At 45.9% G+C, this 19,782-nt stretch carries 16 protein-coding genes; 11 read left to right on the top strand and 5 right to left on the bottom strand.

The window, feature by feature from the left end:
* Nucleotides 1–148 precede the first annotated feature (148 nt).
* The 4 genes from BS614_RS20875 to BS614_RS20860 all read left to right on the top strand — a co-directional run bounded on the left by BS614_RS20875 (nucleotide 149) and on the right by BS614_RS20860 (nucleotide 4,608).
* Nucleotides 149–571 carry a cell wall hydrolase gene (locus BS614_RS20875; protein WP_074095421.1) on the top strand — a complete coding sequence of 141 codons (423 nt, stop codon included), beginning with the start codon at nucleotides 149–151 and terminating at the stop codon, nucleotides 569–571.
* 75 nt (nucleotides 572–646) lie between these two features.
* The gene (gerQ, locus tag BS614_RS20870) at nucleotides 647–1,105 is read left to right on the top strand and encodes a spore coat protein GerQ (protein ID WP_036673979.1); all 459 of its coding nucleotides are present in this window, start codon (nucleotides 647–649) and stop codon (nucleotides 1,103–1,105) included.
* 226 nt (nucleotides 1,106–1,331) lie between these two features.
* A complete protein-coding gene (locus BS614_RS20865) occupies nucleotides 1,332–2,915 on the top strand; it encodes a sigma-70 family RNA polymerase sigma factor (RefSeq protein ID WP_084174659.1) in 1,584 nt (527 codons plus the stop codon).
* 433 nt (nucleotides 2,916–3,348) lie between these two features.
* Nucleotides 3,349–4,608 (top strand): hemolysin family protein, encoded by a 1,260-nt coding sequence (locus BS614_RS20860; protein WP_244898349.1) that lies wholly within the window; start codon nucleotides 3,349–3,351, stop codon nucleotides 4,606–4,608.
* Nucleotides 4,609–4,678: 70 nt separating this feature from the next.
* Here BS614_RS20860 and BS614_RS20855 read toward each other — a convergent pair whose 3' ends face one another.
* Nucleotides 4,679–5,329 (bottom strand): hypothetical protein, encoded by a 651-nt coding sequence (locus BS614_RS20855; RefSeq protein ID WP_074095419.1) that lies wholly within the window; start codon nucleotides 5,327–5,329, stop codon nucleotides 4,679–4,681.
* Nucleotides 5,330–5,561: 232 nt separating this feature from the next.
* On the opposite strand from BS614_RS20855, the gene BS614_RS20850 reads away from it, so the two are divergent.
* Nucleotides 5,562–6,074 (top strand): hypothetical protein, encoded by a 513-nt coding sequence (locus BS614_RS20850; RefSeq protein WP_074095418.1) that lies wholly within the window; start codon nucleotides 5,562–5,564, stop codon nucleotides 6,072–6,074.
* 2 nt (nucleotides 6,075–6,076) lie between these two features.
* Here BS614_RS20850 and BS614_RS20845 read toward each other — a convergent pair whose 3' ends face one another.
* The 4 genes from BS614_RS20845 to BS614_RS20830 all read right to left on the bottom strand — a co-directional run bounded on the left by BS614_RS20845 (nucleotide 6,077) and on the right by BS614_RS20830 (nucleotide 10,400).
* The gene (locus tag BS614_RS20845) at nucleotides 6,077–7,030 is read right to left on the bottom strand and encodes a hypothetical protein (protein WP_074095417.1); all 954 of its coding nucleotides are present in this window, start codon (nucleotides 7,028–7,030) and stop codon (nucleotides 6,077–6,079) included.
* Nucleotides 7,008–7,598, bottom strand: coding sequence for an RNA polymerase sigma factor (locus BS614_RS20840; RefSeq protein WP_074095416.1), 591 nt, complete (start codon nucleotides 7,596–7,598; stop codon nucleotides 7,008–7,010). The genes BS614_RS20845 and BS614_RS20840 overlap by 23 nt, the downstream gene beginning before the upstream one ends.
* A 246-nt stretch (nucleotides 7,599–7,844) precedes the next feature.
* Entirely contained in the window at nucleotides 7,845–9,077 is a 1,233-nt protein-coding gene (locus BS614_RS20835) for an aminopeptidase (protein WP_074095415.1), read from the bottom strand.
* A 90-nt stretch (nucleotides 9,078–9,167) separates the two neighbouring features.
* Complete coding sequence (locus tag BS614_RS20830) at nucleotides 9,168–10,400, bottom strand: aminopeptidase (protein ID WP_074095414.1); 1,233 nt, start codon at nucleotides 10,398–10,400, stop codon at nucleotides 9,168–9,170.
* 216 nt (nucleotides 10,401–10,616) lie between these two features.
* Between BS614_RS20830 and BS614_RS20825 the strand changes: the two genes are divergently transcribed.
* From BS614_RS20825 to BS614_RS20800, 6 genes are all read left to right on the top strand, one after another.
* On the top strand, nucleotides 10,617–10,883 hold the full coding sequence (locus BS614_RS20825; RefSeq protein ID WP_074095413.1) for a hypothetical protein: 267 nt from the start codon (nucleotides 10,617–10,619) through the stop codon (nucleotides 10,881–10,883).
* A gap of 180 nt (nucleotides 10,884–11,063) precedes the next feature.
* A complete protein-coding gene (locus BS614_RS20820; protein ID WP_036673769.1) occupies nucleotides 11,064–11,873 on the top strand; it encodes an MBL fold metallo-hydrolase in 810 nt (269 codons plus the stop codon).
* Nucleotides 11,874–12,052: 179 nt separating this feature from the next.
* Nucleotides 12,053–13,063, top strand: a complete 1,011-nt coding sequence (locus tag BS614_RS20815) for an aldose 1-epimerase (protein ID WP_074095412.1) — start codon at nucleotides 12,053–12,055, stop codon at nucleotides 13,061–13,063.
* Nucleotides 13,064–13,195: 132 nt separating this feature from the next.
* Nucleotides 13,196–14,584: a class II fumarate hydratase gene (fumC, locus tag BS614_RS20810; RefSeq protein ID WP_074095411.1), complete on the top strand. Its 1,389-nt coding sequence runs from the start codon at nucleotides 13,196–13,198 to the stop codon at nucleotides 14,582–14,584.
* A 177-nt stretch (nucleotides 14,585–14,761) separates the two neighbouring features.
* The gene (locus BS614_RS20805; protein WP_074095410.1) at nucleotides 14,762–17,506 is read left to right on the top strand and encodes a CHASE3 domain-containing protein; all 2,745 of its coding nucleotides are present in this window, start codon (nucleotides 14,762–14,764) and stop codon (nucleotides 17,504–17,506) included.
* Nucleotides 17,507–17,932: 426 nt separating this feature from the next.
* Nucleotides 17,933–19,555: a PucR family transcriptional regulator gene (locus tag BS614_RS20800; protein WP_036613758.1), complete on the top strand. Its 1,623-nt coding sequence runs from the start codon at nucleotides 17,933–17,935 to the stop codon at nucleotides 19,553–19,555.
* Nucleotides 19,556–19,782: the final 227 nt, after the last annotated feature.

Here is a 19,782-nt window from a genome sequence, read left to right as displayed (position 1 = left end):
TATAAGAAACGAGTTGCTTCGGGACTTCACCTTGGGTGAGGTTCCGGGCTTTTTTTTATGGAAAAAAGATGGAATCGTGTCACCGAATGGGCTCCTGCACAATACGATGTACGGAGATGAACAGCTGAAACAAGGGAGGAAACAGACTATGGCTGTTATTAAAGCCAACTCAGAGGACGTCAAGCTGCTGGCTAGGCTCATGAGGGCAGAGGCTGAAGGTGACGGCGAACAGGGCATGTTGCTTGTGGGCAATGTAGGTGTGAACCGGGTGCTAGTGGATTGTCTGGACTTTAAGGATATTCGCGATATCAATCGTATGGTATTCCAGAATCCAGGAGGCTACGAGTCAACACAGAAGGGGTACTTTTACCAACGGGCAAGACAGTCCGAGATTCGTCTCGCACAACGGGTGATCAATGGAGAGCGCATCTGGCCAGCGAGCAATTCATTGTGGTTTTTCCGACCTGTGGGCGACTGCCCACCAACGTGGTATGACCAGCAAAATACAGGACGTTTCAAAGCGCATTGTTTCTTCAGTCCGACAGGCGATGACTGTCCGGAAGTATATTAAATTTTGGGAGGAATCACCATGATTAATCAGCCTTATCAACCAACAACTCAAACACTCGGTCAGCAAGCAAATTCTGTGATGGGTCAACAAGCCAATTCTCAGGTTCAAGGTACGTCTTACAAAATCGGTAACGGAATGCCTGCCATGTCACCAACGCCAGGGATGGTATCACCAAGCTCCACAAGTGTACCGCCACTCGTATCCAGTGGTAGCCCAATGACACCAACGGGTGCAGTGATTACAACAACAGCTCCACAGTTTGAGCAGTCATACATTGAGAATATTTTACGTTTGAATCTCGGGAAATTCGGTACATTCTACATGACATATGAAGGCAACAAAGAATGGAACGCTCGCATATTCCAAGGTATCATTGAAGCAGCGGGCCGTGACCATATTATCATCAGTGACCCGAAGACAGGAAGACGGATTATGCTGTTGATGGTCAACTTCGACTATGCTACATTTGATGAGCCGTTGTTGTATCAATATCCGGGCGTGGTAGGCAATTACCCGCAAGCTCCAAGCAGATAATCATTTTCACCTCATCATTTTGATTGATAACTGACATGTCCAACACATAATGATTTACTTCGCTGTCCTGAATGTGGAGGTAATCCGCAGACAGGACAGCTTTTTACATAAACATATATACGAAGGTTACTATAGGTTTAGAGTTATACGTAACCTTTTGGCGATAACATGGCACTTATACATGAATAGAACAAGCAGCATGCTTATATGAAGGGAGTCCATAGCATTGAATTCATGGATTGAAGGAGCGATGAAGGGCGAACCTGAAGCTTACGCACAACTGATGTCTCAATATCGCGGGATGGCTCTTGCTGTTGCCTATCACCGACTGGGGGATACATTCTGGGCTGAAGATGTCGTACAGGAGGCGTTTACTGAAGCCTTTGGCAATCTGTCCAAGTTGGAGGACTCGGAGGCTTTTCCCGGGTGGTTCAAGGTGATCGTGGAGAGGCAGTGTTATCGCTGGCTAAGACGCAAGCAACATACCATGATTCCAGTTCAGGAGCTGGAGCATGTATTCCATGAAGAGGATCAGGAGCATAATCCGGAAAAACAAGCGGTGCAAAATGAAATGCATCGTACGCTGCGTGATTCCATTGCAATACTGCCATCATCGATGCGGATTGCTGTTGAACTGTTTTATTTGGAAGGATACTCGCTCAAGGAAATATCGGATTTCCTCGGGGTGAAGGTACCTGCATTAAAGAAAAGACTGTTCGATGCCCGATCCAAACTCAAGCGCTCTATGCCAGTAAGGGATTTGGTCTCTGTATTCAGTGACTTGTATGAAGGGGGAAAAGGATTGTTACACATTATGAATGGGGATCACGCTGCCAATCGTTTAAGAGAAAGTGGAATTCAGGGAGACATCCTGGTATGGAGAGAGTTGTACACGTTCGGCCCGGTAGCCAAAGAGATGGGAGATACGAAGGAGCGGCAGAATCGGGCATCCGTGTTAGAGCAGCAGTTGGGCATTCCACAGGCGGAATACTTGAAGATTGAGGAACTGGAACGCAAGTTGAATTCGTTTCAACAATACAAGGAAATTGTTTTATGGTTCGAATACGATCTCTATGATCAGACGATGTTATCTTATCTATTGCATTATTTCAGAGGACAAGCACTCCAGAATACGAAACTGAATCTGCTCTGTATTGACTCGTATCCAGAGATCGAGCATTTTAGAGGACTGGGACAGCTTACCTCCACACAGATTGAACGTCTGTCCGGCAGTTGGCATGTGATTGAGAAAAACGAGTTACAAGCCGGTGCACAGTTCTGGCAAGCCTATACGTCGACTGATTTCCGGCATCATCTGGATTACTTACAGGCAGATACTTCTGCTCTACCCTTTGCGAAAGCTACCTTTAAGGCACATTTGTCCCGTCTGCCATCTGTATCCAACGGTCTGGGACTCATTGAGCAGACAACACTGGAGACTATTAGAGCAGGTGTGGAACATCCGTATCCATTATTTCGCGAGGTAGGAGACAAGCTGCATATTCTCGGGATGGGTGATCTTGAATACTGGGCACATCTGAAGCGGATGACAGAAGGACCTCATGCCCTTCTTCAGATGAGCGGTGCAACCACTTTCCCTAAATTCATGCAGCATGATGAAAAATTCCGTGACGGAGTACTGTCGCTAACGGAACTCGGAATTCAGGTGTTGAATGGAGAAGTCGATTGGGCACTGCTGAAGCAGGATGAATTCTGGATCGGTGGGCTGCATAACGAAAGCGGGGAACGAGCGAAGTGGCGCTGGAATCCCGCTTCGAAAACCGTAGTGGAGATTGAGTCGACATCGTAATTAACGGATAGAATCTGAGAAAATAACAGTATTGCAAAAAGAGAGTATCCAGTCATGCGGAAGCATGAGCGAGGATGCTCTCTTTGGTTTGGTTCTGGTAGATCATTGTTTGTGAAATGTTAAAAAACAGCGTAATCGAGACTTTTGTTAAAGAAAAAAGGCGTTTGTGCCATTTCGTTGTCATAGGACACGGATTGACTGTGTAGTTTAGAATTATATAATAAAAGAAGCATATCTTTTTTATTCGACATAACAAGGTGGAGGTGGAAGCATTGGGAAGTTGAAATTGCATATGAGCGGCAGAATGGCAAATATCCTACATTTTCGAAGGAGGTGGACCTATTTGCCGAAGAATGACGGCGAATAGGATGAAAATTTGAGTGACCCCTTACCGAGTATTTTAAATTTAGTAATCATTGGTTTACTTGTATTAATGAATGGTTTCTTTGTGTCGGCGGAATTTGCGATGGTGAAAGTTCGTGGAAGCCGGATTGAGGCTTTGGTGGAAACAGGCAACAAAAATGCCATCTATGCTTCCAATATCGTACGTAATCTGGATGCATATCTATCAGCTTGCCAACTAGGTATAACTTTGGCTTCACTGGGACTCGGGTGGCTGGGAGAACCGGCAATTGCACATCTGTTAGAGCCCATGTTTACCGCATTTGGACTGGGACCAGTCTACGTTCATGGAATCTCTATTGCCATTGCATTTGTGATTATTACGATCTTGCACATTGTACTGGGAGAACTTGCTCCCAAAACGATGGCGATTCGAAAGTCTGAGACGATCACGTTGTGGTCTGCGGCTTTGCTAACGTTCTTCTACAAGTTAATGTATCCATTCATATGGGCACTGAACGGTATGGCTAACGGCTTGTTGAGACTGTTCCGAATAGCACCAGCTTCGGAGATTGACTCGGCACATAGCGAAGATGAAATACGTATTCTGATGAAAGAAAGCAATAAGAGCGGTTTAATTGACAACACTGAATTAGCACTTGTTGATAATATATTTGATTTTACGGATACAACCGCCCGTGAAATTATGATTCCGCGGACGGAAATGATCTGTCTGAATGCCAATGAGTCCATGCTGGAGAATCTGGAGATTGCCAGTGAGAGTATGCGAACAAGGTATCCGGTATATAACGGAGACAAGGATCATATTATCGGCTTTATTCACATTAAGGATCTGATGCGATCCCAACTTACGGATACCATCTCCGTAATCCGGCCCATCCTGGCTGTGCCAGATACCACGCTAATCAGTGATCTGCTCAAACGTATGCAGCGTAGCAAGACACAGATTGCGATTCTGATTGATGAATACGGGGGAACCTCCGGGCTTGTCACACTTGAAGATATCATGGAAGAGATCGTAGGCGAGATTCAGGATGAATTCGACCATGAACGTCCTGTCATTGAAAAAGTGGATGAGATGGAATACTCTATTGATGGATTGATGCTGATTGAAGAAGTCAGCGAACGATTCGGACTGGAGATGGATCGTGCCGATTACGATACCATCGGGGGCTGGCTGTACTCCAGAGTAGATGCCATTCCACCTGAGGTTGGTCAATCGGTTGAGTATGGGGGTTATGTATTTGTCATTCAAGAGACAGAGCATAAGCGGATTTCCCGAGTAAATGTGATTAAGCTGGAACTATTGGTTGAAGAAGAAGGCGCGTAGCCGGATCAAAATTGTAACAGATGAAGCTGTATGGTGACGTAATGGTCATCGTACAGCTTTTTTTGCATGCTCATGATTCTTTGGGTGCATGAATGACAATATCGGCGTAACGATTCTCCGTGACCAAGCTATTCTCGATAGAAATTCGCTTATAAGTGACGTAAACATTCTCTCCAGGAGCCAGATCATGCTGGATATTCAGCTTTTTTCGAGTGGATTGGGTTGTTGTCGGTGTCTTAATGGTGATGATGGCGTACATGGGCGTATCGACAAAAGTAACCTCGTGAGAATTGTAGTCCCCCACCTTAGTGGTGGATAACACGGGATTTTGCTTATACTGGGTCAGGTGATCATTCACCATGCCAAGTGTTACGGGTAACACATAAAACAGAAGTACCAGAGGCAGAAGGCAGAAAGCAATCCCGAAAACACGTAAAAATTTGACATGGGAAAGGGTTCGTCCGCTCTGCTTGAGGAAAAGAAAAGCAAGGACGGGGGCCAGTACAAGTCCCCAGATCATAAAGGGCAATACATAGCGTTCAATCCCCATGCTTATCCAGCTTTCCCGAGCTGTAGCCAAGAAATATATTAAGGTCCCTGCGGTAAGCGAGCTCACCAAGATAACAAGCCAACGTTTGAACGAGCCGGAAACTTCGATATGTAGTTCATTCGGATTGGAGCTGTGACGATGCCTTCTGGATTTGGATTGAAATTTACTCAAGTTCTACACCTCATTCGCAAATCTGGTTGGTTAATATGGTTTCGTGTATCCATTACCCAATACATACGGGCTGGAATAATTTAGGTTTCAGCCATGCTGGAGATGCATGCAAAGACAAAAGACGCTGCCGACAGAAACATCGGAGCGTCTAATTTTTTTTGAAACCTGTCACCCGATCCGTCCGTTTATACCCTTACACAAAATCAAATATGAAACCGGAGGATGGATCAATATGCGGAAAATGAAAACGAAGAGTGCGGCATCTATGCTAAAAATAACCCTTGTTGCCTTGTTAATGGTGCCAACAATCCTGGCTATACCTACGTCCGAACCAGCCGTTGCAAGCCCGATGATCAAGATGTCCTCTGGTGCCCTTACAGCTCCGCCACCGCCGGAACCATCCATCCATTCGCTTGCTACCAATTCCGAACGCGGACATATCTATCAAGCGGTCGGTGCAGTCATTCCTGGGGGTGGACTATCGGCTATCGTCAATACCAAGACCATGACATATACAGCAATGAAGACACTTTCCGTAGATTATCGACTTGAGCGCTGGACAGGAACAGCATGGGTAACTTTTAAAACGAGTTCCAACAATGCCACGAATACAAACCTACTGAATGCCGCATCGGATTGGACCGTTATGCCAGGATATTATTATCGCGTTACCAGTATTCATACAGCGTATGATGGAAGTACGACGGAAACAAGCAAACATGTCTCTGGCACCGTGTTATTCTGATCTTATCGACGGGTGCTGCCGGGAAACTTCTGCTCTTGAAAATCGTTGGCAATAGCAGTCATTTCTTCTTCCGAGAGGGTGCCAAACAGACTCATATTGTTGGAACCCATCATCCACTGAAAGGAGTTATAGGGTGGGCCGATATACATCAGTGCTTCCGAGCCATCCGCCAGCTTTACGGTGCTCATATCACGAAGCATGGCCCCTTCAATTTTCTCCCCAGGCATGACATGGACGTAATCAAACTGGATAATCTCATCCTCTATGCTCTTGCCTTCACTCGTATATTGAACTCTCATTTGTGTGGACTCATAATAATCGTCTGGATTCACAGGGTTTTCAGTATCAAGCACGAGTTCGAATTTGACCTTGTTGAATCTCTCGGGAATGGCATTGGATAACAGAAAGTCACCCATGAACCCTTCGCGTGCGATCTCTTCCGTAACAAGTACTGGACGAAACAGATGGCTCGATAACTCATACGAAGGTGTATTAAGAGCCTCTTCTTCTTGTACTTTAAGAATGTCGTCTAAGCTGGTTTCCGGTGGTGGAGGCGTTTTGGCTGTTGACGGATCAGCCCCCAGATGGGTCGTGCGATCCTCGATGATAATGGACTTCATACCATTACCCCAATCTTTGATAGATTGCACAAAAGGGGACACCGCTTGCGTACCGGACGGCAGGCTGAAAATAACGGCTCCGATGGTCACGGACGCAGCTACGACGACTGAAAGTCGCAAGGTACGTATTCTTTTTTTACGTAAACCGATTCTGTTAATTTCCCTGTGTACCTTCTGCCAGGATTGCTGCATGGCTTTGGTATGGGAGGCGGAAGGGGCAGAGACGGCCTGATGGAAAGCTTCATCAAAAGCCAGGTCAAACGCAGCGTCGAAATATTCGTCTTCCAGCTCTGAATCGAATCGCTCCACGTTTTTATCGGACTTGCCTTTGCTCAATGCTTCCACCCCATTCCTTATGTAATTTCTTCTTGATACTGCCACGGGCTCTGAACAAGCGTTGCTTCACAATGTCTTCGGAGGTATCCAGCAGTTCGGCCATCTCTCGGTAAGAGAGACCTTTTTTCCACCGTAACTCCACCAGTACACGATATTCCGGTTTGAGCTGTCCGAGATAATATTCAATAGACTCTTCCATCATCTGCGTTTCTACCATGCTTTCCACGGAAGCTGCGGTCTGATTCATCGTCTCCATATCTATAAAAACACTATCCGTATCCAATTGGTTACGGTTATTTTTATTTTTTCTCAGATAATTAATAGCTGTGTTCCGTGTGACGACCTTGAGCCAGGCTTTCAGTTTGACCTCGTCTTCAAAGATGGGTTTGTTTTTAATGATTTTGATAAAAGCTTCCTGAATAATATCTTCTGCTGCAGCACGCTCCTTGATGATATAAACGATAAGACCATGTACCATATTATAATATTCATAATACACTTCTTCTTGAAGTGCAGAGCCTAAATTATGGAAATCTGAGGCTAGTAATAACTGGAGCCGATTGGCCATGATGTTCTCCTTTCTGGTGAACAGTCCACAAACATTGGTATCATTACATTTTACAACATAATATGGAAACGGTACAATGGGAGGTTGGTCCGGGAAAAACCAGATGAGAGAAGTGTGTATAACATGCGGGAAAGTTGGCTGAAAATTAATAAAAGGCCGTCTCGCCAACCATGAATACATGGTTGCAAGACAGCCTTTCGACTATTCAGAGAACATACATTACGGGAGATAACTCTCCGTGATCATTTAGAACGCCCAGTCTCCCTTAAGGAAGATGGCTTCACGTTCGCCGTTTGCCGTGATACCGTAGATGTCCGTCTCGGGAGAGCCCATCATGAAGTCCACATGGGTGATGCTGGTGTTCATGCCACGAGCTGCAAGCTCTTCAGGAGACATCGTTTTGCCACCTTCGATATTGAATGCATAGGAACTGCCAATCGCAAGATGGCAAGACGCATTCTCATCATACAATGTAGTGTAATACAGGATGCCACTCTCAGAGATCGGTGAATGGAAGGGAACCAAAGCGACTTCGCCGAGGTAATGAGATCCTTCATCCATGGAAATGAGTCTTTCCAGCGTATCCTGACCTTCTTCAGCATGAAAATCAATGATACGTCCGTTCTCAAATGTGAGTGAAAAACGATCAATAATACTGCCGCCATAGCTGAGTGGTTTGGTGCTGGACACTTTGCCATTAACGCCATGTTTGGCTGGAGCGGTGAATACTTCCTCTGTCGGGATATTCGCGACAAAAGGGGTGCCTTGCTCATTCACGCTACCTGCCTGCGCCCAGATATGACCTTCTGGAAGCTCGACAGTAAGATCCGTCCCCGGGGAGAGGAAATGTAATGCTTGATACTTCTTGTTGTTCAGGGCAACGGCTTTGGTCTCCAGTCGTTCAATATGCTGTTCCCAAGCCGCTACAGGGTCCTCCAGATCGGCTCTCACTGCAGCAAAAATGGCTTCCCACAGCTGGCTAACCTGCTCGGCTGCCGGGAGATCCGGGAATACTTTGGCTGCCCAATCGGAGGAAGGACAAGCCACACCCGTCCAGCTCATTTTATCCGCCTGTTGATACTGACGGTACTTGGCCATCGCCTGACCATATGTACGCTGCTGGGTGGAAATCCGCTCCGGGTCAATACCTTTCATCAGGTCTGGGCTGGATGACAATACGGTCAGAAAGGCTGCATTATTGGCTGCCAGTTCTTCAAGCTCCGCTGCATGCCATTTCGGCGGCTCTTGGAAGGATTCCTCAGGGGCCATCTCAAACCGCAATCGATTGACGGTTTCATCTCCGTATTTTACAATCACCTGCTTGGCTCCAGCTTCATATCCCTTACGTACCAGCAAACGTACAAATTCAGCGGTATCAATCATCGCAGAGATGACAAATACTTGTCCTGGTTGCACGTTAGCACCTACTCTTACAGCAAGTTCAGCGTAACGATCCAGTTTTTGTTCAAAACTTAACATATGAGTTCCCTCCATTTGTTGAATTTTTGACCTGTTGACGCAGGAAAAGAGAGGAGTAATCTCCTCTCTCCTAAATCACATCAAACGGGATTAAAATGCCCAGTTTCCTTGCAGGAAGATCGGCTCTTCCGTACCTTCGGAGGTCACGCCGTGAATGTTCATTTCTCCGGATCCAATCATGAAGTCTACATGAGTGAGACTGGAGTTCATGCCACGTTCAATCAGTTCCTCTTTGGACATCGTTTTACCACCTTCCAGACAGAAGGCATAGGCATTACCAATCGCCAAATGGTTGGAGGCATTTTCATCAAACAAAGTATTGTAGAACAAAATATTGGTATCGGAAATTGGGGACTGATGTGGAACGAGGGCTACTTCACCCAGATAGTGTGCGCCATCATCTATCTCAATCAGGTTTTTGAGTGCATCGAGACCTTGATCGGCGGTATAGTCAACAATTCGGCCGTTCTCGAATGTTAGTGAGAATCCGTCAATCAGGTTGCCGCCGTAGCTCAGTGGTTTCGTGCTGCGCACTGTACCGTTAACACCCGTTTTCAGCGGAGCCGTGAATACTTCTTCCGTAGGCATATTGGCAATAAAGACATGTCCTTGCTCATTCACACTTCCACCGGATACCCAGATATGGCCTTCTGGAAGTTCAATGGTCAAGTCTGTGCCTGGAGCTGTATAGTGTAGCTTTTTGTATTTTTTGTTGTTCAGCAGATCAGCGCGGGAATCCAGGTTTTGCAAATGGGTTTTCCATTCGGCAACAGCATCCTGCTCACCGATCCGTACCGTTTTGAAAATGACATCCCACAGGCGGTCCACTTGTTGCGCTTCCGGCAGATCCGGGAACACTTTAGCTGCCCATTCCGGAGAAGGAACGGCCACGATAGACCAGCTGAATTTGTCAGCCATCTGATAAGAACGATATTTTTCGAGCGCTTTGCCGCGCACTTTTTGGCTAGTAATAATGCGTTCCTGAGCTACACCGTTCAGCAGATCCGGATTTTCAGCGATGACGTGCAGAATAGCGGCACCTTCTTCAACGAGTTCAGTCATTTCAGCTGCAAACCATTTTGGTTCAATGGAGAAGGCTTCATCAGGTGCAAGATCGTAATGAAGACGTGTAACGGTTTCATCACTCCAGTTTACTTTGACCAATTTCGCACCTTTACCGTAAGCTGCTTTGACAATCAGTCGTACAAAATGTGCTGCCGAGATTGGAGCGTTAACCACGAGTGTTTGCCCAGGATGGACATTGACACCGACTTGTACAGCCAGTTCAGCATATTGCTGCAGATTCGTTTCAAAAGTATTCATGCTATTTTTTCCTCCAATGTGATAATAATATCGTAGCTTGTTGGCTATTATAGTCCTCATTACAACTATGTAAGGACTCAGAATGGTTCCTTCATTGAATAAGGTATACGTTGCTACGTTATATATTGTACAATTAACCAATAATAATTACCAAACTAGGTTTACCAGAAATGTTGGAGACCGACTGTAGATGAAAGATTAAAGGAGAGAATGATTATGAATATTGAAATTATAAGTGCTGAAATGCGCCGTGAAGGTGAAAAAGGATACGTGGGGAATACCGTTTACCGCACAGAAGGCGAAAAGTCAGTATATGAGATTACCTTCATGAGCAAGAACGGAAAAGATTGGGACTATAGCTTACATTTCACGGAGCAATCCGGTGATGAAGAAGAGTTACTGCGTATGGACGAGCTGCTTGAGAATGATGACGATCTGTACAATCAATTGCTCGATGCTGCTCTGGAGGCATTTCCGGCTTAACTGGCCGAGATGTTCTTGTTCTATTGTGTAGTGTCGATGACTATACTAGACGGTGTATGCCCGAAACAGGGTGTATACCGTCTATTTTATTGGAAATGTTGAATAGATGATCCAGAAAAGGGAAGTCTACGAGATGAATGGAACCAGAGAGACAATCCGCCTAATGGGAGGTAACCGTGAATGGCATCTGACAATCTGATTACAGAAGGGTTGACGGGACTTGAAGAAGTCGCGCCCGATATTCTCAGTCTACGTACACTATTCGTTAATGTCGTGTTCATCGGAGAGCCAGGAAGCAGGAACTGGGTCCTCGTGGACACCGGAATGGCGAGGTTCACAGATCATATTGTTCAGGTTGCAACAGAACGATTTCAAGGTCCGCCGTCTGCGATCATTTTGACACACGGTCACTTCGACCATGTAGGAACGGTTATTGAGCTGGAACAATTCTGGGGTGTGCCAGTGTATGCCCATCCGCTTGAAATTCCGTATTTAACGGGATTAAAAGATTACCCGCCAGCGGACCCTTCTGTAGGTGGAGGTCTAATGTCCAGGTTGTCATTCGCTTATCCTAATGAGGCAATCAATCTGGATGATCGGATATTCAGTTTACCCAAAGATCATTCTGTTCCAGGTCTATCAGGATGGGAGTGGGTGCACACGCCAGGTCATACGCCTGGACATGTGTCGCTGTTTCGAGAAGCAGACCGTTTGTTAATTGCGGGAGACGCAATCATCACAGTGAAGCAGGAGTCGCTGTGGAGTGTGTTGCTTCAGGACAAACAGTTGCATGGCCCACCTTCCTATTTTACAACCGATTGGCAGGCTGCTCATCAATCTGTCCAGCATATAAGGCATCTGGAGCCGAAACTTGCGATTACCGGGCATGGGCATGCCTTGAGCGGAGATATGCTGAGTGAATCCTTGAAGCGGCTTGATCTGGACTTTGAAGAGAGCACTGTGCCGGATCACGGCAAATATGTGGATTAATTGAACCATCATATGAAAGACAGCAGAGACAGCCGTAACGTATTGCAGCTGTCTTTTTCCTGTCTTTTTTGTCTTTCTATCATGAATTTGTTCTCTATCATAGATTGGTATTTTGCGCTCGGGCATGATATAGTCGAGCCGTATAATATAACCTTAGTATGCAGGAGGTACATATAACGATGACACAGCAAAATGCAGCATTTGAAGAACAATTTGGAGGGATACCAGCCATTTGGCTTCGTTTTAATCAGTTTGAAGCGGCAGTTATTCCAAGCGTGGGTGCCAACCTCGTTGCTTTCCGTGATACAGAAAAGGGTTTCCGTTATTTGAGAGAGCCGAATCAGGATCAGATGGATGAGTTTATGGCTGCACCTGCGGTCTATGGAATTCCGATTCTTTCTCCACCGAACCGTTATGAGGATGGACGCTTCCCCTGGAATGGTAAAGTCTATCAGTTGCCTGTGAACGAACCGGCTACAGGTAACCATTTGCATGGATTTTTGCATGATGCCGAGTGGAAGGTTGAGGGATACGGTTCGGATCAGCTGGAGAGTTATGTGTTGCTTAGCCAGGACGTGAAAGAAGGGCATACATTCCATCAGTACCTGCCGTTTACGTTCACAGTGACACTCCGTTATTCTTTGAGTAGCCAAGGACTTCAGCAACAATTGATCGTCCGCAACAACGGGACTGAATATATGCCGAATTTGTTTGCATTCCACACGGCGATTGCTGTACCTTTTGCACCGGACAGTCAAGCCTCGGATTACACGGCCAAAGTTACGATTGGACAACGTCGTGAATTGAATGAGCGTTCCCTGCCAACAGGACAATTTCAACCGCTTACACCTGAGGAAGAACAATTGAAGAAAGACGGGGTTAGTCCGTTCTTTGCTGCCATGGATAATCATTACACGGCGGAACCGCAGAATGGACGTAACTATATGGAACTTACGGATCACCGTACTGGAGACAAACTGGTATACGATGTGGGTACCTCCTACAAGCACTGGATGATCTGGAACAATAACATGGGTGGCGAATTCTTCTGTCCTGAACCACAGATGAACCTGGTTAACGCTCCTAATGTTGAAGGCATTCCAGCGGAAGAAATCGGATTGATCGGTCTGGAACCAGGTGAACTATTCGAACAGAGTAGCCGATTGTATCCAATTGCGTCACAAAAATAATTCACGCTCATTTTGCACTACGCTTACAATTTTGTCGAAAAGGTGAAAACCTGCTCGCAATTCATGTATAATATGACGAGATACACAAGCTTTGTAGAGACCCAAACCATCTTTTTGGAGGAGGACAAGCAAGTGGAATACCGCATTGAGAGAGATACGTTAGGCGAAATGAAAGTACCAGCCGACAGGCTGTGGGGAGCTCAGACGCAGCGCAGCAAGGAGAACTTCCCGATTGGCAGTGAACATATGCCGATGGAAGTTATCCGCGCTCTTGCCATTTTGAAAAAAAGTGCTGCGGCCAGTAACCATAAATTAGGTAAATTATCTGCGGCTAAGTCCGATGCTATTGCTTATGCAGCAGACGAGATTATTGCCGGCCGAATTGATGACCATTTCCCATTGGTAGTATGGCAGACTGGTAGCGGAACACAATCCAATATGAACGTGAACGAAGTGATTGCCAATCTGGGGAACCAACTGCTGGAGCAAAAGGGCAAGGAAGAGCGTCTGCATCCAAATGATGACGTGAATATGTCCCAGAGCTCCAACGATACATTCCCAACGGCTCTGCATGTCGCAGGTGTTCTGGCTGTTGAGGATCAACTCTTGCCGGCCATTGCGGTATTAAAAGCCACTTTTGCAGACAAGTCGGAGGCATTCAAGGATATTATCAAGATTGGACGTACCCACCTCCAGGATGCAACACCAATTACGCTTGGCCAGGAGATCAGTGGTTGGGAAGCCATGCTGGGCAAGAGTGAGCGTATGATCCGTGAAAGTGTACAGTACCTGAAGGAGCTTGCAATCGGCGGTACAGCTGTCGGAACGGGCATTAATGCGCATCCGGACTTTGGGGACTTCACTGCCAAGGAGATTGGCAAACATACGGGGAAAGATTTTGTATCTGCACCTAACAAATTCCACGCACTTACAAGTCATGATGAAGTTGTGTATGCGCACGGTGCGGTTAAAGCGCTCGCAGCTGATTTGATGAAAATTGCCAATGATGTCCGCTGGTTGGCCAGTGGCCCTCGTAGTGGATTGGGCGAGATCCGTATTCCTGAGAATGAGCCAGGCAGCTCCATTATGCCGGGGAAAGTCAACCCAACTCAGAGCGAGGCCATTACTATGGTGGTTACGCAGGTCATGGGTAATGATGCAGCGATTGGTTTCGCGGCAAGTCAGGGTAATTTTGAACTGAATGTATTCAAACCGGTTATCATCTATAACTTCCTGCAATCCGTGCAACTCCTGGCGGACTCCATTATTGCGTTTAATGACAAGTGTGCCGTAGGCATCGAGCCTAACCTGGATCAGATTGAACATAATCTGAACAACTCGCTTATGCTGGTTACAGCGCTCAACCCGCATATTGGTTATGAGAATGCAGCCAAAATCGCGAAGCTTGCACATAAAGAAGGCTTGTCTTTGAAACAGGCGACGTTACAAACGGGCCTGCTTACCGAAGAGCAATTTGATCAATATGTCGATCCAGCCAAAATGATCGCTCCAAAGGCCTAAAATCAGCCAAAATGAGCAATATAGATCAATGAAGAGGACGACCTGCACAAGCAGGTCGTTTTTCTCATGCTTACGGATGAACTTAAAGCTTGTCAGACTATACGTATACATATAAACTACATATGCACCGTTTTAATTTAATTGAATGGGATACGTATATATTTGGAGGTTTCCGCGTTGTCAAAAACGAGAAGATTTACGATACGCTCCAAAATTTTATTGGGCTATCTTGTGGTTGTGCTTTTGTTTGGTGCTGTTCTGCTAGTGCTTACGGCCCAAATTAATGTGTTACAGAAGGAAAATGATTTTATCTCCCATCATGATCTGGAAGTACATAATCTGACCAACGCGATTGAAAAAAATGTCTTGAACATGGAGACAGGACAGCGTGGATTCATGATTACAGGCAATGAAAGTTACTTGGAGCCTTACTCCCAAGGCCTATCCCAGTGGAGTTCCAACTATAATCAGTTGAATGCTCTCATTAGCGATAATCCTTCACAGCAGCAGAGTCTGCAAAGCATCAAAGCTCATATTACACGCTGGATTGAGATCGCTGGGGAGCCGTCGGTGGACTTGAAAAAGCAAGGGGATCAAGCGAAAGTTGTTGCATTCTTTCAATCTGATCCGGGTAAAACTGAAATTGATCTACTGCGCTCTCAACTTACAACCTTCCGTAACACAGAGATCGCTCTGACCGAGGCGAGGGTTACTGAACTTGCCAGACGCAGTTCCACACTACTGACGATTATGTACACGCTGTGGGGTATTATTGCAGCATTATCCATTGCCGCTGCGATTGTGATATCAGGAAATATCGTCAAAACGTTGCGAGATGTTATGCAAACCATCAGTGATATCTCCAAAGGTGGAAACCTGAAGCAGCGGATTCAGGTTCGGACACATGATGAAGTGGGAGACCTGGGCCACGAAACCAACAAATTACTGGATGAAGTACAGGAACAGAATCGGGTCAAGGACCAGATCACAGGCATTGCCACACTCTTACAGAACCCGACCAATCTGGAGGGATTGTCCCGCTTGTTCCTGAACGAGCTTGCCAAGTTGTTTGAAGTTCCCTATAGCGTTTTATATTACTGGAAAGACAATCGACTGCTGCGCGTGGCTGCATATGCTGGGGATGGAGAGAAAGAACGTTCGCTCGGTAAAGTGTCGCTTGCCCCGGGTGAGGGGCTTGTAGGTCAAAGTGCTGTTGAGAAGCGAGTTCTACGCATGAATGATCTGCCCCAGAACTATATCCGAATCTCTTCGGGGCTCGGGTATACATCTGCCACATCACTTACTGTAGTACCGGTCCTCTTCGAAGGCAGAACGATTGCGGTAATCGAGCTTGCTTCAATGAAGCCGTTGCAAGAGAATGATATGAAGCTGATGCAAGAACTGACGGACATTTTTGGTGTTTCACTACACTCGACCGTCACTCGCATGGAATTACAGCAATTATATGATGAGTCACAAGTTCTGAATGAAGAATTACAGGCACAATCGGAGAAACTTCAGGCTCAGACCGAAGAGATGTTGTCTCAGACGGAGGAACTGCAGATGCAGACCGAAGAGCTTCATATGCTGAACGATCGTCTGGAAGTACAGAAGAGTGCTGCAGAGACATCAGCCAATGAACTTTCGGTTGTGGCAGATCAGTTACGAACGAGCTCGGGGTACAAATCCGAATTCTTGGCGAACATGTCCCATGAACTGCGGACACCGCTCAACAGCATGTTGATTTTATCTGAGATATTGGCTGAAAATAAAAATCAACACTTGAATAGTGAAGAGCAGAACTATGCTTCAGTCATTCACAAATCAGGAAAAGACCTGCTGAATCTGATCAATGATATTCTGGATCTATCCAAGGTGGAAGCCGGACAGATGGAAGTGGATTTCGATGATGTCTATCTGGGCAGTGTTCCTGAAGTTATGAACCAGTATTTCCTGAAAACAGCGGAACAGAAAAAAATAGATTTTCGGATTCAGCTCCAAAGTCCTTTACCGGAAACGATCGTGACGGATGAGATGAGATTGCATCAGATTCTCCGAAACCTGCTCTCGAACGCATTCAAGTTCACCAGTGAGGGTGAAGTTGCCTTAACCATCTCCAAAATGAGTCTGGCTCATCCTGAATTGAAAGACCAAGAGACCGACGTGATTGCTTTCTCCGTCAGTGATACAGGGATCGGAATTGCGGATAACAAACTCGTGCAGATCTTCGATGCTTTCAAACAGGCGGATGGAGCTACAGCACGTAAATACGGGGGGACCGGACTTGGCCTGTCTATCTCTCAATCGCTTGCGAATTTGCTGGGGGGTTCAATCTCGGCTACAAGTCGTGAAGGACATGGCAGTGTGTTCACGCTGTTCCTGCCACTGCGAAGAGATGAACCTGAGACTATGAATGCATCGCGGTTGTTCCTGAATGAGGTGGCTACCACTACACCTGAGGTCAATAAGCTTCCTTCAATCACTTCCGGACAATCGGATGTTTTATTGACACCTCTGGAAGAATCTTTGCTCAGTGGTCGTCAAGTGCTTGTTGTTGATGATGATATTCGAAATGTATATGCGCTGGCTAACGCTCTCGAACAATACGGCATGAATGTCATATCAGCCCAGAATGGGTACGAATGTCTGGAATTGCTGGAGCGTGGAGGAGTCAAGCCTGATATCATCATGATGGATATTATGATGCCGGAACTGGATGGTTATGAGACGACTCGCCAGATCCGTGAACGACTTGGCATGACCCAGCTTCCGATTATTGCGCTGACAGCCAAAGCCATGAAAGAGGATCGGGAGAAATGTATTGCAGCAGGAGCTTCGGACTATCTCAGCAAACCGCTGAATATCAAAGATGTATTATCCCGTATGAAATTATGGATGAATCACGAAACCATGGAAATCTGATTGTAGTTGAACTAAAGATTATTTACACGGACACTACGATGACAGAACAACCCTCCAATCGCTGTTATCCCCAGATTTTTTCGATTCCCTTTTTCAAAGGGGAAAATCCGGGGATAAAGGCGAACGCTTCGCTTTTTCAGGTTTTTTCTGCCCTCTCCGTTATCGTGTAAATGGATTACTTCCACATTATGTGGATCATAGTAACTTATAAAACTTATGCCAATTACAGGGAAGTGCGCTGTAATTAGGTCATAGGTTTTATTTTTTTGTCGTGTAAGCTTTATTTAGAAAAATGATGTTATAATACTTAACAAGAAATAAAAGTTGAAAGCATGAATATGGATTTAATTAGAAAAATAATGCGAAATTCAGTTTCATTAACCAGAATGACATAATATTGTGTTATATATATGGGAGGTAGTGTCCATGCAACTTACGGTTAAAGAGGCTTTACAGGTATACCCGTTGTCAGAGGCCAAACTGGTTGCGGGTGGAGAAGGGACTTCACGGATGATGAAATCCGTTAATGTCATGGACGCTCCTGATATCGCGGATTGGATCAAATCCGGAGAAATGTTGTTCACCACCGCTTTTATTATGAAAGACAGTGAGACGGATGCACTGCGTTTGATGCGACGTTTGAATGAACGCGGCTGTGCAGGACTCGGCATCAAACTTGGACGTTTCTGGCAGTCAATTCCCCAAGGTATTGTCGAGGAAGCTGATCGGCTTCGTTTGCCGCTGCTTGAGCTCCCTTTCCAATTCACCTTCTCCGACCAGATGAATGCCTTGTTCAAGGCTGAACATGAACGTAGCAACCGATTGCTGCATGAGGTCGTGCAAAAGCAGAAAAAATTAATGCAGTTTGCACTGCAACAGCAGCCACATCGGAATGTGTTTGCCGAATTAGCCACAGTGTTGAACTATCCGCTTGCAGTCATTGGTTCTCGTGGGCATGTACTGTATGGTAGTGAAGGCATTGCAGGAGATGCGGTAACCCAAGGCTGGCCTTGGAAATCCGTCATGCACCGAGTGAAATGGAATCAGGGAAGTTGTCATCGCGTACCCATCAAGCAAAATGATGAAGAATACGGATCGTTGCTTGTGTTTACGGATTCCGCTTTGTCGCTTCGGGCAGAGGAAGAGTTGTTCCAACAGGCTGCCGATGTACTGGCATTCTATATGGATATGACCTATCGTGAGCATATTAATCCGACCGTACAAGACGAAATGCGTACATTGCTTTCACAGTATCTGGATAACAAAATGACTGTTCAGGAATTGACCACTTTGAGTGAAAACAAAGGTGTACATCTGTTCCAGGGAACCTATCAGTGCGTATTGATTACACTTGAGCCGACTCTGTTTGCCGAGGGAAAGTTGCTTAAACAGATTCATCGTGAGTTGCAATACAATCCGCTGATGCAATTCACGGCCTCACAGCATTTTCAGATTGAAGATGGCATTCTGTCCATCTACACCTGTCCAACAGGGCGAGATTATGGAGAGGAGCTGTCGAGTTTTCTGTTGAGCCGTTTCGGTGATGTTCTGGCAGCCCAAGAAGCGAAAGGGGCACCGGCTCCACGCTTCTGGATCAGCAAAATGAAACATGAACCCAAATCGCTCCGTGAAGCATACCAGGAGTGTCTGGATACACGACAACTGGCTCGTCGATTTGGTATGAAAGACCGTGCGTTGCAATTTGAAATGCTTGAATTTGCCTATGTGTTTCAACACGTACCGGATAACATCATGGAGAACTACTGCAACAAAGTACTTGAACCGTTACTTGCCAGGGACGGTGACCCCAATCAGGTATTGATGAATACATTGGAGTCCTTTATCGAAAATGATGGACTGATCAATGAAGCTGCCAAACAACTGTTTGTGCATCGCAACACGGTCACTTATCGGATGGAGAAAGTCGGCAGCTTGCTGCAAATGGACTTTAAGAAAACGAATGATCTGCTTAAGTTAAAGCTGGTATTCACCTTCCGCAAGTTCGTGCGGGACAAAGCAGCTGCAAGACCGCACAATGTCCAACTCTAGACCGCAAATTGTGCAACATGACAATGCTAGCGGGTTAGACCCCCAAAAACCGCATTCCGTTGATGGAGTGCGGTTTTTTCATGTTTGAGGACAACAAAAGCTGATCTTCCCGTGCACAGCAAACAAATCACAACTCTGATGTTATGTTATATTACAAAATTGCGTAAATATTGTTGTCGCGACATTGAACGGCACTTAGAATGAAGAACAATAATCCATAACAGACC

This window comes from Paenibacillus xylanexedens, from assembly GCF_001908275.1.
GTDB classification, from domain to species: Bacteria; Bacillota; Bacilli; order Paenibacillales; family Paenibacillaceae; genus Paenibacillus; species Paenibacillus xylanexedens_A.
This window is presented reverse-complemented; position numbering and strand designations above follow the sequence as displayed.